Origin of the sequence: Micromonospora sp. NPDC005172 (genome assembly GCF_040608555.1) — a bacterium.
GTDB lineage: Bacteria > Actinomycetota > Actinomycetes > Mycobacteriales > Micromonosporaceae > Micromonospora.
In genome coordinates this window covers 31,703-47,852 of the sequence record NZ_JBEXIL010000020.1, presented here as the reverse complement: position 1 = coordinate 47,852, position 16,150 = coordinate 31,703, and the positions used below count along the sequence as shown (strand labels likewise).

9 protein-coding genes are annotated in these 16,150 nt (G+C 65.6%); 7 read left to right on the top strand and 2 right to left on the bottom strand.

The window, feature by feature from the left end; all coding sequences use genetic code 11:
* Window positions 1–300: 300 nt before the first annotated feature.
* The 3 genes from ABZV06_RS16305 to ABZV06_RS16295 all read left to right on the top strand — a co-directional run bounded on the left by ABZV06_RS16305 (window position 301) and on the right by ABZV06_RS16295 (window position 3,230).
* The gene (locus ABZV06_RS16305) at window positions 301–1,086 is read left to right on the top strand and encodes a DeoR/GlpR family DNA-binding transcription regulator (protein WP_088987368.1); all 786 of its coding nucleotides are present in this window, start codon (window positions 301–303) and stop codon (window positions 1,084–1,086) included.
* Window positions 1,087–1,206: 120 nt separating this feature from the next.
* On the top strand, window positions 1,207–2,217 hold the full coding sequence (locus ABZV06_RS16300) for an ATP-binding cassette domain-containing protein (RefSeq protein ID WP_355622137.1): 1,011 nt from the start codon (window positions 1,207–1,209) through the stop codon (window positions 2,215–2,217).
* Window positions 2,214–3,230, top strand: a complete 1,017-nt coding sequence (locus ABZV06_RS16295) for an ABC transporter permease subunit (protein ID WP_355242399.1) — start codon at window positions 2,214–2,216, stop codon at window positions 3,228–3,230. The genes ABZV06_RS16300 and ABZV06_RS16295 overlap by 4 nt, the downstream gene beginning before the upstream one ends.
* 51 nt (window positions 3,231–3,281) lie before the next feature.
* Here the strand turns inward: ABZV06_RS16295 and ABZV06_RS16290 are convergent, their stop codons facing one another.
* Window positions 3,282–4,214: a LysR family transcriptional regulator gene (locus tag ABZV06_RS16290; RefSeq protein WP_355242402.1), complete on the bottom strand. Its 933-nt coding sequence runs from the start codon at window positions 4,212–4,214 to the stop codon at window positions 3,282–3,284.
* A 232-nt stretch (window positions 4,215–4,446) separates the two neighbouring features.
* Here ABZV06_RS16290 and ABZV06_RS16285 point away from each other — a divergent pair, with 232 nt between their 5' ends.
* Genes ABZV06_RS16285 through ABZV06_RS16270 form a run of 4 tightly spaced genes read left to right on the top strand, consistent with a single transcriptional unit; the run spans window position 4,447 to window position 7,636 of the window.
* Complete coding sequence (locus ABZV06_RS16285) at window positions 4,447–5,355, top strand: glutamate ABC transporter substrate-binding protein (RefSeq protein ID WP_355242405.1); 909 nt, start codon at window positions 4,447–4,449, stop codon at window positions 5,353–5,355.
* 7 nt (window positions 5,356–5,362) lie between these two features.
* Window positions 5,363–6,004: an amino acid ABC transporter permease gene (locus tag ABZV06_RS16280; protein WP_355242408.1), complete on the top strand. Its 642-nt coding sequence runs from the start codon at window positions 5,363–5,365 to the stop codon at window positions 6,002–6,004.
* Window positions 6,001–6,810, top strand: a complete 810-nt coding sequence (locus tag ABZV06_RS16275; protein ID WP_355242411.1) for an amino acid ABC transporter permease — start codon at window positions 6,001–6,003, stop codon at window positions 6,808–6,810. The genes ABZV06_RS16280 and ABZV06_RS16275 overlap by 4 nt, the downstream gene beginning before the upstream one ends.
* Before the next feature lie 55 nt (window positions 6,811–6,865).
* On the top strand, window positions 6,866–7,636 hold the full coding sequence (locus tag ABZV06_RS16270) for a class II glutamine amidotransferase (protein ID WP_355242414.1): 771 nt from the start codon (window positions 6,866–6,868) through the stop codon (window positions 7,634–7,636).
* Window positions 7,637–7,685: 49 nt separating this feature from the next.
* Here the strand turns inward: ABZV06_RS16270 and ABZV06_RS16265 are convergent, their stop codons facing one another.
* On the bottom strand, window positions 7,686–16,028 hold the full coding sequence (locus tag ABZV06_RS16265; protein WP_355622134.1) for a hypothetical protein: 8,343 nt from the start codon (window positions 16,026–16,028) through the stop codon (window positions 7,686–7,688).
* Window positions 16,029–16,150: the final 122 nt, after the last annotated feature.

Below are 16,150 nucleotides of genomic sequence, written 5' to 3'. Positions count from 1 at the left end.
ACGGACCGGGACAGGTGTCGGGGAGCGTCGGCGGACAGCGAGGCGGCCTCCCGCCAGCAGTCGGGTTGGCTCGCGATCTCCGCGTCCACGTACGCCATCGGTAACTCCTCGCAGGGCCGACCTGTCTGCGCAATACGGCTCGTTAGGGCCATATTTCGCGCGTTATTCTGCGCGAACCGGGGTGGTCGTGGCAACCGGCCGGCCGATCGCGCAGACCGGCCTTTTGCGCCCGCCCAGTTTCGCGCACTAGTGTGCACGCAATCAATCACCGAGCGTGCAGTTGCTGGGAGGGTCGCCGAGGTGGACCGGTACGCCAGATGGAACGCCCTGCTGGAGATGCTGACCGACAACGGTCGGGTCAGCGTCGAGGCGGCCGCCGAGCGGCTGGACGTCTCCCAGGCCACCATCCGGCGCGACTTCGACCAGCTCGCCCAGCAGCAGATGATCACCAGAACCCGGGGTGGCGCGGTCGCCAACGGCGTGTCGTACGACCTGCCCCTGCGCTACAAGACGGCCAAGCACTCGGCCGAGAAGCAGCGGATCGGGGCCGCCGCCGCGGCGCTGGTCACGCCCGGCACCGTGGTCGGCCTGAACGGCGGCACCACCAGCACGGAGGTGGCCCGGGCGCTCGCCGTCCGGCCGGACCTGAACACCAGCGCCGAAGGTGCCCAGCTCACCGTCGTGACGAACGCGCTGAACATCGCCAACGAGCTGCTCGTGCGGTCGCGGATGAAGGTCGTGGTGGCCGGCGGCGTGGTGCGCCCGAAGTCGTTCGAGCTGGTCGGCCCGCTGGGCGGCGCGTTGCTGCGTGAGGTCACCCTCGACGTCGCTCTGCTCGGCGTGGACGCGATCGACCCGCAGCTCGGCGCCGCCGCCCACCACGAGGGGGAGGCGGCCATGAACAACCTGATGGTGGCCCGTGCGAAGCGGGTCGTGATCATCGCGGACTCGTCCAAGTTGGGCGGTCACGCCTTCGCCCGGATCTGCCCGGTCGAGCGGGTCGAGACGCTGGTGACCGACTCCGGGGCCGCGCCCGAGGTGGTGGAGGCGTTCCGGGCCGCCGGCGTGCAGGTCGTCTGCGCCTGAACGGTCACGCTCCGTCGATGGAATGCATCGACCGGCGTGTCAATGCATACCGCGTATTGCGCACCGCTGCATACCGCGTATGGTGTCGGCTGTCACGCCCACCATCGGGGGAGGTGCAGCTTGCCAGCTGTCCTGGAGATCGAAGGTCTACGTAAGACGTACAAGAGTCGTCGACGCGGCACCCGCAACGCGCTCGACGGCTTCGACATGCGGGTCGACGCGGGGCAGGTGCATGGCTTCCTGGGTCCTAACGGGTCCGGTAAGACCACCACTCTGCGTACGCTTCTCGGCCTGATCCGACCCGACGGCGGACGGATGACGCTGCTCGGGCACGAGGTCCCCGACGCGCTGCCCACGGTCGCCGGTCAGGTCGGCGCGATCGTCGAGAGCCCGCAGTTCTTTCCGCACTTCACGGCACGGGACACGCTGTCCCTGCTGGCGGGTGCGGGCGAGGTGCCTGCCACACGGGTCGACGAGGTCCTGGAACTCGTCGGGCTGCGCGACCGGGCCGGCGAGCGGGTCAAGACGTACTCACTGGGCATGAAGCAGCGGCTCGCCGTCGCGTCCGCCCTCCTGAAGAACCCGAAGCTGCTCATCCTCGACGAGCCGGCCAACGGCCTCGACCCGGGCGGCATCCGGGAGATGCGCACCCTGATGCGCACCCTCGCGGAATCCGGGATGACCGTGGTGCTGTCCAGCCACATCCTCGGCGAGATCCAGCTCATCTGCGACTCGGTCACCATCATCTCGCTCGGCCGGCGGGTCGCCTTCGGCCCGGTCGACGAGGTGCTCGCCCAGCACTCGTCCGGCGCGGTCCGGGTCCGCCTGGAGGCGGTCAGCGACCTGCCGACGGCCACCGAGGCCCTCACCCGGGCGGGTGTCCGGGTCACCGGGCATCCGGACCACCTGATGCTGACCGGCGTCGACAAGCCGGCCACGATCACCCGGCTGCTCGCCGAGCAGCACCTGTACGTCAGTGAGCTGGCTCCGATCGCGGTCGATCTGGAGAGTGTCTTCCTCGAACTGACCGCCACCGCGCCGGTCCCCGGCCAGCACCGGCAGGTCGACGAGTCCACGAGGGTCGGTGGGACGGGTCAGCCCGGCCCCACCGGGGGAGGGTGGGGCGCGTGAGCCTCTATCGGACGGAGCTGCGCCGACTGACCAAGCGGCGCTTCACCCGCTACATGACGCTGCTCGGCCTGCTGGTGCTGGCCGCTGTGGTGGTCGGCGTCTTCTTCACCAACCAGAAGATCGACGCCAGTCAGATCGCCAAGGCCGAGCGGCAGGCCGACCAGCAGTACCAGGAGCAGGTCCGCTGGAGTGAGCAGGAGCGGGGCAACTGCGAGCAGGCCAAGAAGGCCGGCACGTCGAACGACGGTCGTTACCCCGAGGACTGTTCGGTGATCACGCCTCCGTCGCGGGACCAGATCGAGGCGGAGTGGTTCCTGCCGTCGACGTTCAACTTCCGCAAGACGTTCGACGAGACACTGGTCCCGTTCGCGGCGATCCTCGCCCTGGTCGGGTTCGTGGTCGGCGCGTCCTTCGTCGGGGCCGAGTGGAGCACCGGCGGCATGATGAACCTGCTGCTCTGGCGGCCGAAGCGGCTCACCGTACTACTCACCAAGCTGGCCGCGCTGCTCACCGGCATCCTGGCGGTGACGCTGCCGGCGGCGGTGTTGTGGTTCGCCGGATTTTGGGCGGTCGCCAGCTTCCGCGGCAGCACCGAGAAGATGACCTCGGGTGCCTGGCAGTCGTTCGCGCTGACCGGGTTGCGGGGCGTGGCGCTGGTGCTGGTGATCACCACCATCGGCTTCGCGCTGGCCTCGTTGGGCCGGCACACCGCGATGGCCCTCGGCGGTGTCGTGGCGCTGATGGTGGTCGGCCAGTTCGGCCTCGGCATCCTGCTGGCGATGGCGAACGTCAAGTTCGCCGAGGCGTGGCTGCTGCCCACGTACGCGCTGGCCTGGATGACGAAGACGGTCAAGCTGCAGAACTGGGAGTCCTGCAACGCGACCTACTACGGCGAGTGCAAGCCGGAGACGATGGACATCACCTGGCAGCAGTCGTCCGTGCTGTTCTCGATCGGGCTCGTGGTGATCCTCGGCGCGGCGCTCTGGGCGATGCGTCGCCGCGACATCTCCTGACCGTTCGGCAGCGGCGGAGGCCTCCGAATGCCCCGGGGGCTTCCGCCGCTCTTACTGGCTTGCACTGGCGCTTCGTGCTACCAGCTGAGCTTGCACATGCTGAGCCGCACCGCGTAGGGCTGTCACCACCGCCTCAACCGCAGTGGATTGGGCCCTCCTGACACTCATGGAGATGTAGATCCGTCGACGCGGCCAGTTCATCAGCGGCACGGCTTTCAGCCGGGGGTCGAGGTGGGTGGCAATCGCCAGCTCATTCATCAGAGTGATGCCGACACCGACGGCCACCAGGTTTTGGATGGCGACGATGTCAGAGGCGGTGACAGCGATGCGTGGCTCGAATCCGGCTGCCTCGCAAGCCGCGGTGAAGCGGTCGCGCACACTCTCCATCACCCATGATTCCTGCGACAGGTCCGCGAAGTCGATCTCTGGTTGATCGGCTAGCGGATGACCGCGGGGCAGGAGAACACATCTCCGATCGCTCATCAAGGAAATCCGGCGCAGCTTTCGTTCATCGGGGCTGGCGGCCTCATTCGTCCAGTCGCACATGACCGCGAGGTCGACCTCGTTGCGGACGACAAGCGGGGTGGCCTCTGCCGGCTCCAACTGCTGGACGACGACCTTCGTCGGTGTGCCCTGCCCGGCGAGCAGGTCCAGCATGACGGGCACAAGCGTGGAGCAGCTGCTCTGGAAGGCAGCGAGGCGGATCACCGTCCCGGTGTCGGCATTGAGCGCGGCGATATCAGCCTCGGCCGCGGAGAGCGCCGCGAGGACGACGTCTGCATGGCCGGCCAGCCGCCGACCTGCTTCGGTCAGGCGAATAGTGCGGTCGGCGTGCACCACCAGGGGCGTCCCGGCGGCTCGCTCGAGCTGACGCATCTGGTAACTCACCGCAGGCTGCGTGTAGCCCAGGGCGCTGGCGGCAGCCGTGTACGAGCCGGTGCGTGCCACCTGGGTCAGGGTGAGCAGCTGGCGTGCGTCAAACATGAGGGAAGCATATAAACCTACCTGATCGGTGGGTTAAATCTTTCTATTGGACGGTCGCTCCCGAAGCCGCCACGCTTGCCCGTGGGGGCGCTCGTGCCCCCACCCCGTCGAGCACATCACACCGGCGGCCAGGTTCCAGGTGGTCGCCGGCTTCGGAAGGTTGGCAATGGCACTCCTTCACACCCCTTCGACAGGGGCGTTGGCCAGAACAGGAATCAGGTTCACCGGCACAGTGGCGGCTCTGCTGCTGGCTGCGACCATCGCCGGCTGCGGTGGACAGAGCACCGCACTCCCGGGCGGGCAGAGTGGCACCTCCGTAGGAGGCGACAGCATCGAGAAGGTGCTTGCCGAGGCCCCGATCGCGGCACCCAACCTCATCTCCACCGGCACCACCATGGCCACAATCAAGGAGAAGGGGGTACTGACGGTCGGAGGCACCGAGACCGCGGCGCTCTTCTCGTTACGCGATCCGTTGACCGGCAAGCTCACCGGCTTCGATGCGACTCTGTCGCAACTGCTGGCGAAGTACATCACCGGTAAGCCGGAGACGAAGCTGGTCCAGGTCACGGCGCAGACCAGGGAACTGCTGCTGCAAAACCGAACCGTCGACACCGTCTTCGCCACGTACACGATCACTCCGGCCCGAGCCGAGAAGATCTCGTTCGCGGGACCGTACTACAGCTCGGGTACCTCCATCCTCGTGAAGAAAAATCGAACTGACATCAAGCAGGTGACGGATCTCGCCGGCAAGTCGGTGGCGACCCAGGCCAACTCAACCGCTGCGGCGACCTTGGCCAAGCAGGTTCCGGACGCGAAGGTGTTGCTCCTCGGCAGCAACGACGAGTGCGTGCAGGCCGTTCGGCAGGGACGCGCCGAGGCGTACGTGATCGATCAGGCGATCCTGGTTGGCGACGTGGCTCGCAATCCGGAACTCAAGGTGGTCGGCAATCCCTTCACCACGGAGCCGTACGGCATCGGCCTACCGCCCGGCGATGCCCAGTTCAAGACTTTCGTCAATGAGTGGCTGCGGTCGATCGTCGCATCCGGGCTCTGGGAGCGAACCTGGAAGTTGACGGTGGGAACCGCGGTCGAGGACGCAGCGCCGACGCCGCCGCAGCCGGGATCCGTGGCCGGAAGTTAGTCTGTCGATGGACGTCGTTGGCCACCTTGGCCCGCTGTGGGATGGTCTCCTGGTCACTCTCCAGTTGACCATCCTGTCCTTCGTCGGAGCGCTGCTCTTGGGCATTGTGCTGGCCGTCATGCGAATCTCCCCCATTCTGCCGTTACGGGTGCTGGCTGGCGTCTACGTGGAGGTGGTCCGCAATATTCCGCTACTCGTCCTACTGGTGATCTTCGTCTTCGGGTTGCCAGAGATCGGCGTCATGTACTCGCTCTTTCTCACCGTGGTGACCGCCATGGCCCTCTACGGGGCGGCTTTTGTGTCCGAGACGGTGCGTACGGGCGTGGCTACCGTGTCAGTCAATGAAGCCGAAGCAGCGCGTGCGCTCGGGATGACGACAACCCAGACGATATGGCACATCATTCTGCCGCGCGCTCTGCGGGCGATGATTCAGCCGCTCGGAAACGTCTTCATATCGATCTCCCTCAGTAGCTCGCTGGCGGCAGCCGTGGGTGTGAGTGAACTGACCGGGAAAACTGACATGATAAATCTGGAATACGCGGACGCCGGCGTGACGCTTCTGATCAGTGGTGCGCTCTACGTCGGGATCACCTTGAGCGGGGGCCTCTTCTTCGGTTGGATGGAGCGACGGTTGGCAGTCGGCCAATGAGAACCGAAGTTCATCGCCTGTTCGATCCACCCGGTCCGCGGGCGATACGCCGTAACCGCGTCATCGCCGTCGCCGTCGCCCTGGTGCTGCCGGCACTTGCGCTGCTGGTGGTTTCGCGGTTCGCTGCCGCGGGTCAACTCGAGCCGGGAAAATGGTCAACTTTCGGACAGTGGCCGGTTGTTCGATATCTTCTTGATGGCGTTGGAAAGACGCTCCTCGCGACCGCGGTCGCTACCGCCATGACCGTGCCCATCGGTCTGTTGGTCGCGCTCGCCAGGTTGGCGCGCAATCCGGTGACCCGACTACTCGCTGCTGCTTACGTCGAGCTGTTTCGCGCGGTGCCGGTCCTTTTGCTGCTGTTCGCCTGCATGATTGCGCTGCCTCGCTTCGGCGTGCGGATGCCGATATTCTGGCAACTCGTCGTTCCGGTTACGCTGTCCAATATCGCGGTGATCGCCGAGATATTCCGGGCCGGCATCGCCGCGCTGCCCCGGGGTCAGACCGAGGCGTCCTACGCCATCGGTATGACCTACTGGCAATCCATGCGCCTCGTGCTCATTCCGCAAGCTGTCCGACGGCTCCGGCCCGCACTCGTGACTCAACTCGTGCGGCTTCTGAAGGAAAGCACGCTCGGGTTCGTGGTCAGTTACACCGAGTTGCTATACGCGGGCAAAGTGCTTGGCGAATACACGCACGCGCTGATCCAGACCTACCTGGTCGTAGCGGTCTTCTATATCGCTATCAACTCTCTGCTCTCGTGGTTCGCGCGAGCGCTCGAACGTAGGCCAGCTCTGAAATCTCACTAGAAGAGCCGGCAAGCTTACTGGAAACCGTGCATCGCCGAAAGGGCTAATCGCCAGCATGTGCCGCCTCCTTGGCGTCGTCTCGTCGTCCCCAGACACCATCGTGCACCTTCTCGAAGAAGACCTGCCCAGCTTCACCGCCCTCTCCGAGGAACACGCGGACGGTTGGGGTGTGGCCTATCGGACCGTCGACGGGCTCGGTACGAGGCGTTCGGTGGAGCCTGCGTATCAGAGTTCGGCATATCACCAAACAGTCGGTGCCATCCGAACCGATCTCGCTCTGCTGCATCTCCGACTCGCCAATCCGGGTTCGCGGTTGACCGAGTCGAACACGCACCCGTTCGTGCTCGGAGCCACCGCTTTCGCGCACAACGGTCACTTCAGCCCGCCGGACGCGCTGGACGGCCTCATCGACCCGGATCTGCTGGCCCTGGCGGCTGGTGATACGGACAGCGAACGCTACTTCCTCCTCGTCCTGCAGGAGCTTCGAGGCGGCGAGGACCCGGTGTCCGCACTGCAAAAGGCGTCCCGAGCGGTTCGCGAACGTACGACGTTCAGCGGGTTGAACTGTCTCCTGCTGACACCTGACACGCTGTACGCCCACAGCGACAACGACCCGGAGTCGGAGGTCAGTCGCCGTAGAGGACCAGACTTCTTCCGGCTCAGCTACCGCAACACTCCCAATCGTGTCGTGGTGGCATCCAGCGGTTGGAGGCAGCCTCAGGCGCAGTGGACCGGTCTCGGTAGCGGTACCGTGCTGCAGATCGACCGCACCGGCCTGCGGGTGCGGGTGCACGAGCCCGGCGCCATCCCAAACCGCGTGCCGTGAGTCAACTGGATCTCGCCGACGTGGTTGGCCGCCGGGGGTCTGCTGGCATTCAGCAGTTCAGTACCTCGGCGGCCAGCCGCTGGAAATCCGCACCTCTGTTTCCGTTGGAGGTCTGGGCCGACACGCTGTGGATCGCGTCAACCCAATCTTGCTTCCCCGGGATGCTCAGGCTTCCGGACCTTGCCCTCACGTACTGCAGCGCGGTCGATACATCAACGTCGAGCATCAACCTCATCGCCTCCATGACCGTCGCCGCGCCAGCGGCCTGGTGGCCAGTCGTCTGTTCGATCAGGCTCACGCGTTCGCCGACGGGAATGCTGCTTCCCCGGTCGCCAATCAGCAGGCGGTTGCGTTCGATCGGGTCCTTCGACTCCTGGTAGTCGAAGACGAACTCGGCCTTGCCTGATGCTCCGAACTCGCCCAGCAACGGTGTGAACTTGTTGAACCATTCATCGCCGTCGACCTGCTGAACGATCGTCCTCAGGTCGTCGCGGGCTCGCTGAAGCACGGCGTCGGCCTCGGTCGCGCTGCGTCGCCGAGTTTCGGCGATCCTTCCGAAGAAATCGTTGACGATCTTCAGCTTCGCGTCCCTGTTCGGCGCAAGTAGCAGCTCGCCGACCGTTGTGCTGGTCGAGCCGTGGACCGGTCCGTCCAGCTCGGCGGCTCGCCGGAGAAACCCGGGTTTCAGACGGCCCTCTTCCAGGTCGACAGTGGTGGCGGGGGCGGCGGATATCCGCCAGATCGGGTTCAGTGCCAGGCCTAGGCCGTTGGTCGGCGACTTGGGCACGAGATGCACGATGCCGAGGTGGTAGATCTCCGACAACTTCTTGAGGCTGGCGTCGAGTGATGCCTCAGTCACCACGACGGCCTGCTGCCCCCTGAGGGCGAACTGTTGAACCAGGCGTCTGACGTCTCGGATGACCTCGCCGAGGGCCTCCACACCCCGCTCCTGCACGCCCAGGTAGATGACCTGGCGGTCGACGTTACGCGCGGCTTCGCGGATCTCGTTCTGCGTCTGTTCTCCTGGCAGGTGGCCACGCCAGTAGAGGTTGGATCGTTCCTCGTCGCGCACGACGCCCGGTGGCAGCAGCGCGTCGTCCAGGAGGGGCGGACTCGGGGGTTCTGCATACGGTGGGCGAGGATCGGCGGTGGACGCGTCGATGCCGGTGGCCTGCAGGAAACCGTCGAGGTCGACGAGTCGGCCGCCTGCGTCGAGCACGAGCACGTCGGTACCGGGTGCCGACAACTGCCTGTACCGGTCGTCGTCGACCGTCGCAACCTTGTCGAACAGGCCATGCTCCTGCGTGTCCAGCCACCGCAGCTGAACCTGCCCACTGCGGTCGTCAGCCAGAAGCCAGTACACGTGGGCCGGCTGACCGGTGGGCCGAACAGCCACGAGCATCATCGCACTCGGATTTCGCTCCATAGCCCGCCACAACCGTGCGGGATCGATCTGATAAGCGGGCGTCAGACTGGTACCGCCGAGGGCTGTGACGAGGTCAGACAGGTGCGGATCCGTGAACACGGAACCGTCGACGGTTCGGTTGCTGGTCCGACCGTGAAACGCGACGAACGCTCCCATGGCGCGCATCAGACAGTCTGACTCGTCATTCGGAAGCGGGTGGGCGGCAAACTGGTTTCTGGAGATCCATTCGCTGAGCCGTTCGGCCGAGCGGCCCGACTTCGAGTCGTTCCACACTGCGGCCACGGCCGCACCGAACGGACTCTCGGTGCCGGAGGCGGGCGACTTCGGCTTCTCGATCTCGGCCAGCAACTCCGTCACCCTGGTGTCCAACACACGTTTCCGACGATGCCACTCCTGCTGCTCACGTACCCAGGCGGCATTGAGGTCGTCGAGGGAGGTCGCGGTGGTCGGTGTCGGAGCCGACGTACTCGTGGCGTTGGGTGCGGCTCGTTGGCTCAGCTCACCCGCGAGCCGCGCGCGTTCGTAGGCCAAGTTCGCCGAGCGCCAGGCGATGAAGCTCTGCTGCTGCGACATCGCCGCCGAATTCGCCGCGGCGAGCCGCTCCATCGCCCGCGGGTCGTCGGCGAAACCTAGATGGTGCGCCGCGTCGACCAGGTCCATCCAGATCGGAGCGGCATCGGGAATCGTCACCATCAGCGCGGCTGTGGTGTCCGCGGTGGCCCTGGGCATACGGGCCATGACGACCAGTTGCTCGGTCCATTCGACCAAGGCGCTCGGCTCCCTGCTGTGGAGCAGGGACAGGTCGACGACACCGCCCAGGCCGGTGCCCACATCCTGTGAACCAGCCGAGCCGCTGGCTGCGTCGGCACCTGCGCCGACTCGGTTCGAACTCGACATATGGTCGCGGGCGCCCCAGTAACTATCCGTCGGCGCGCTGGTCGGGTCGGTCTGTCCAGTTTGACTGTCGACCTGTCCGGGCCGACCGGCACCCGCACCGGAGAACATCGCGACGTCGATCCGACTGTCGCTGCTGCTGATGCCGGAACTGGTGTTGCGCCCACCGCGCGTATCCCGGACGTGCGGCGGCTGTACGGAAACGAGCCGAGCGCGAACAATTCTGCTGTACAGGGTGAGGGTCATCTTGCCGCCCATCAGTCGCGGATCCTCGATCGGTATCTCGAGCGGACCGGACAGGCGGGTTCGTAGCGAGCCCCACAGCGTGCTCTGCCCCAGCGATGTGATCACCTGGTGCGCGACGAAGCCGCCGAGTTGCGCCTCGTCGCCAGCCAACCCAGCGCCGATCAGGGCTTGCATCGCCGCGGCCTGGACCGCCGCAGCGCCTCGGAAGTCGGCTACCTGGAACTGCGGCGGGAGCCGCAGCGACGTCGTGCGCTCTTTTCTGAACGAATGATTCCCTAATTGCCAGCGGCGAAGGTCGGTCTCTGCCGGGTGAGACACGATTCGGGTCCACGAGACGGGTGGGGGAGTTCCGAGATCCTTGGTATCCGTCCGGAGGTGGTTGGCGAACTTGTCGGTGACCAAGTCGTGTTTGATTCGCAGCGGAGCGCCCAGCGAAAGACCTCTGTGGTACGCGCTCGCCAACAACGTGACCCGTTGGCGCACCTCGGCCCATGTACCCGGCATGTCGACGGCCACCATTTCCCGATCTCCGACTGTCGAGACCTGGGCGCTCTGATGGGCTCTGCCAACCGTCCCGGTTGCGCCGGCGGACCCTGAGCGTTGCGGCTCCACGGCGCCGGCGAAGATTTCCGTCACTGTTTCGGTAGCCGCGTAGGCGACCTGCTGAAGGCTCCTCGTGGCCGTACTCGTCACGTCGAGCTCCAGGTTCCGCGGACCTGCGGTCACCTGCGTGATGTGAGGTGACGTCGGGAGCCCCCCGTCGTCCTGCGCAATCACCTGCAGGACGATCTGCACCGTTCGACGGCCGATTCTTCCCGGATAGGTGAGCAGGAAAGAGATGCCCCCGTCGATCAGTGCCCCCCAGTTTCCCTCAAGATGCTCGCTGGTCGTGTGCTCCAAGATCAGATCGGTGTTGTTCAACCCTGTGGCGTTGTCGCCGATCAGGGGCTCGGCGGCACCGACGCTGAGCTGTTGTGGAAAGTGGATGTTCCGAAGCCACGTAAGTACCTCGCTGCCTACCGCCGTCACGTTCAGCAGCCGTGCCGACCCAAGATTTCGTGGTGGAGTGAGCCGTACTTCACTGCCGAGGGTGAGCGAGGACGTCGGTATGGTGTTGAACGGCTGAGCCATGAAAAGAGAGGGTTCGGTGGAGGTTGGCGGCCGAGGGGGGCCCAGCACCCCCATTCGGCGAGCCGTCGCGGACATCATCAGCCCGAATGCGGTCGCATTCTCGACGGATCGGCTGGCGCTGAAGAAGCTGTCCATTCCGATCATGGGCTTGTTGACGAGAACGGCATGGACCACGAAGCGGACATGTGCCTGCACGGCTACCTGAAGCCCGCGATCGTGGTAATTAGTGTCGTTGCGTTCGATTTCTGTACTCAAGCTAGATGCCCGGACTTTCGACCTACCTGCGGTACGTCGGCGAACTGAAGCGCCTTGAGCCATCCCGGCCGACGACCCTGCGTGAGCGCCAGGACCGGCGGAGATTGATGCCTGCAGACCGCGCATCCGGGAACTGTTGACGCTGTGGTTCACGGCGATTCCATGCTCGATCGCGTGTTCAAGCATGCCCTGCGGGCCGATCTGGGGCGTCTCGACGAAGGCCCGGACGTACACCGAGCCGCTGACCGCCGGGTCGTTGATGATTTCACCGAGACCGTGCAGGCGGACGGCTTGCCGGGTCATCGTGGGTAGAAGCGCGGCCACCCGATCTGGAGTGAGCTGCTGGTGCAGCATGTAGTGCGAGAGGCTGGCGGGAGTAGTGATCCCGACGGCGGTGCCACGATCAGAGGCACCCTGTCGAATCATCAGTTGCCGGGCCTGGGTCACCGCTTCCTCGACCGCCGTCACCAGGGCGTCAGTCCCGTGGACATAGGAGAGGTGGTCCCAGTTGGTCACCATCCCCGTAGGTGCATCGCCCAGCGTCCGGTCACGCCAATGCCGCCGCTTGAGGTGGACGGGCGAAATCTTCGGCTCAGGCAGATCGACAACACCCGCCAGGGCCGCATTCTTCTCTTCGAAGGTGAGGTCCCGGGAGATGGAGAAACCGACAGGAAGGCTGAACGTGAGTAACCCCGCGTCGCCGGTGAGGCGAACCGGGCGTGGCTCGGCACCGTGCAGACGCTTCCAGAGTTGGTTGATCCGACTCACCGAACTCTTCAGCGCGTACACCCCGAGCGTGACCTCGAAATCCTGCACATAGACCGCTTGGGCCTTGTCACCACCATCGAGGAAGGTCTCGTTAGTGGTCTTGATCACGGCCGTTTGACGCCGACGCAGGTAGCGGAGCATCGCGCCGAAGAAACCGACACGCCCGACTCGGATCCTGGCGTTCGGCCCGATGCTGGTGTTGATCGCGCCGACGGATTCGGTAGTGTGGGTCACGCCGCGTTGCAGACGGTGCGGCGTCGAGGGCAGCGTTCGGTTCTGGGCAGGCTGCTCGACCTCTGCAGAGTCCTCGGGAATCGTCGCCATAGGCTGCGGTGGAGTTCGCTCGTCATTGCGAATGCCGACGTACTGCGGTTCTACGTCAGGCCGGGCGTTGCGGAGCTGAATGATCAGCGCCAAGGAGCGGGCGCCGTTGTCGAGATTCAGCCGAACAGCGATGTGCCCGGCGGTCAGGCTGAGGAAGTCGGCCGCCATCCGTGTCGCCCCAGCCTGCGTGGCGAGGCTCTCTTCATTGAGCATCGCTTGCATGATCCGACGGGTCACCATTCGTCTGGTCTGCGGCGAATCCCAGGCCGGCAGAAAGTCCCGAAACTCGGCGTTCTCTGGCAGATCCAATAAGAGTCGGAGGCGCTCCGCTATACGGACGGCGATTCGCTCGGCCCCGAAGAGGGTCGTCTGCCCGAGCCGGAGCTGACCATCGCGCCACATGTACGTGGGCAGGTGTCGACGCGCGGTAGGCATCGTGGCTACACGGAGGCGCTCGATCAGTTGGGCGCCTTCTGCCGACAGCGCTTCCGCCTCTGTCTGCTCGAGACGCGCCGTCGGCTCGACCACACGATGGATGGCTGCACGGTAGATACCGGCCGGCACCTCCTCTATCGCCTCAAGTTCCGAGACGACCGGGGCCGGGTCCACTCCGCGACGGTGCCAGAACCGCACTCGGTCTCGGGACGTGGCCCGCACGACTGTGGCCCGGTACCGGGTGCGCACCAGCACGGTCGGAACGTTCAATTCCTGCCCTGCGCGGCTGCTGGTAGCTGTTGCCGAGTTCGCACCAATTATGCTGCTTTGCGTGACCGCCATGCCTGCGGAGACGAGCGACAGGGGATAGATCGAGCTGACCGTGGCTTGCAGCCGGAAGCCGGTCCGGCTGTCAAGGCGAGTTCCTACGTCACTGACCGCTGTTGGCTGCTTGCGAAGCCAGGCGTCAGCGGCGGGGGTGCCGATCTGCTTAGCTGACACGAGCTGCAATCGAGTCCGCAGCCCTGCGGAGGACGGCACCCTGAACCAGGTCCGGTTGGACAGGAACCGAGGACCGTGGATGTTGCGAAGCAGCCGTTTCAGGGCTCTGCCACCCGACCAGTGACTGTAGATTTGCTGCCGGTTCTCGCTCGCGGCTGGTGCGATCGACTCGTCGTCGATCAGTTCGGCCACCTTGCGGGCTAGTCCGCCGTTCTCGTCACCGACTTGCACAGTCGACAGGCTGGGTGTCAGCAGCGTCACTGCCGCGTCGTCGAGCTCGTGCCTGGGCGCCGGGCCTGGCTCGGGCGTCATGAGCGCCAGACGCTTGGTGATCCGAAACCAGTGTGAGCCCACCGATGTCTCAGCCGCGTCGGCCGGCGGCTCGTTGTCGCGCCAGACGCGCAGAGTTAGCTCCGAATCGACGAGATACGAGTCGGCTTCGCCCCAGGATGCTTGGGCATCAGTCGTGGTCATGCTGGCCTGACTGCTTTGCGTTGTTCTTGCGTCCGAGACAGCTGCGCTGAGGGTCACGGGTACCCCCGCAGCCATCAGCGGTATCGGTAGCTGGAAGAACCCGCGCTGCGGGCGGCCACGACCGTGCTGGGCACTTGTCTGGTCCCGGCTGAACTGACTGAGCCGGTTGCCCGAGTCGATGCGGACCTGATCGGTCATCTTCGGTCGTGGCGTCAGGGACACCCAGACGATCTCCCGCCGACCTGATTTCCACCAGTGCCCCGACCGGGTCCGGACCACGAATGCTCGGCTGTTGTGAAGGAACGTCTCAGGTTCGGTGGAGAGTGCCTCGATCAAGGGATGATCATCGGCAGCTAGGTCGAATTCGCGCAGCGCGGAGCGTACGTGTTCGATGAGCCGCGCCGACCAGCTCGGCATGTCGAAGGGGGTCGCCGGCACGTTGAGCAGGTGCGGCACAGCAGCCACGGCGGCCCGGACCTTGGCCGTGTCATCCGGGGAGGCCTCCTTGACCAGTGCCCAGACCGCCTCGGCCTCAGCCCTGTCGGTGTGGCTCTGCGCTGTCGGCGGGTCGGCGGACAGCTCAGTTCGCCCGGGCGCTGGCTGACTGGCCGAAAAGATGGGGGTCTGCAACGTCGATACCGCGGCGCGGAGCCGAGCACCCCACCGCCCTGGGCGTCTCGGGCTGACGGGCGGATCGAGTAACGCCGCCAACGTGCGGTCATTACCGAGACCGCTGATCGGGTCAGCGGATTGCAGGAGCGCGGCGATGGTGGTCGCGTTCCCGGACGGGTCGATGAGCAGAACCTGTGTGCCGGGCGCGGTGAGTTGGCGGTTCAGGGAAGAGCCGGCGGATGCATCGGTCTCAGGAAGCCCGGCGGTGTGTACGCGGGCTACGGGTAGTTCAGGGATGACCCAACGTGCAAGAACGTGTCCGGCCTGGCCATCGGCGATCAGGCCGGACAGCGTGGCCGGGCTGGTGGCGAAGCGCACGAATGCCAGCGTGCCGGGCGTGCGCTGTAGAGCGGTGAACAACAACCGGACGTCGGCCAGCGGGCTGAAGTTTTGTCCAATCACCTGCGCGAGACGGGAGGGATCGAGGTTGGTAAGGATGTCCGAGGGGGAGGTCAGCTGCGGTAGACGTTGAAGTGCGGCAATGTACTTCTTCACCGCGGCGACCACGGTGTGCCGGTCGGGCAGGTCTGTCGTCGGGCTCAGGCGGTCCGGGTCGACTTCCCGGACGAGCGTCCGCATGGTGCCGGTTTGCAGTCGTGTGGCGAGTATCGGATCGTAGGCCTCGGGGCGCAGCCGGCCCGGTGGGGTGAGTGTGGCGTCGTGACGGCGGACCAACTCGATCAGTTGCGCGGTGCGTTCCCGCAGCGTCGCCAGGTACGCCGCTGGCGACGCGTGCGTACCGATCGGGTTCCAGTCCGGCAGGGAGGGTGGCTCGGCGCGTTGTCGACTCGCCTTGTGCGCTGCTTGGGGGTCAAAGTATCCGAGCTGCTCTATCGCCCACTGTTCGGTGCGTCGGTAGCGCGCGTTCACCAGGTGCTCGGTGGGCAGCACGAGCACGGCATTCGCCTCGCCCTGCGCGTCGAACGGCAGGAGCCGCGTGCTGTACCGCTCCAAGGAGTCGGGTGCTCGTGCCAGGGTCGGAAGGCCAACCTGGTCGGCGCGGGTCATTGCCGGTGCCACGCCGGGTGCGAGTCCGTGGGGTACGTGCACCATTCTCGCGAGTAGGTCCAACGACTGGTCGCGCAGGATGACGGCGGCGGCCCCCTGGTCGACGACCGCTGTGTCGATGTGCACCTGGTGCAGGCCCGGCACTGGCGATGCGTTGAGCACCGCGTCGGGCACAACACCGTTGGGGCCGATCCACATACCTGAGCGCACCCAGGTAAGGGTGAACTCGGTGCAGACCGCTTCGGCAGGCTGGCCCACCTCGTGTTCCCTTCCTGCGGACAAACCCCGACAGCGTCGCCGCAACTTAGAGGCCGGATGTTTCGTGCGTGCTCTTGGTCAGTTGTCATCGGATGACGAAGTGGATGTTGGTCACTCGCACG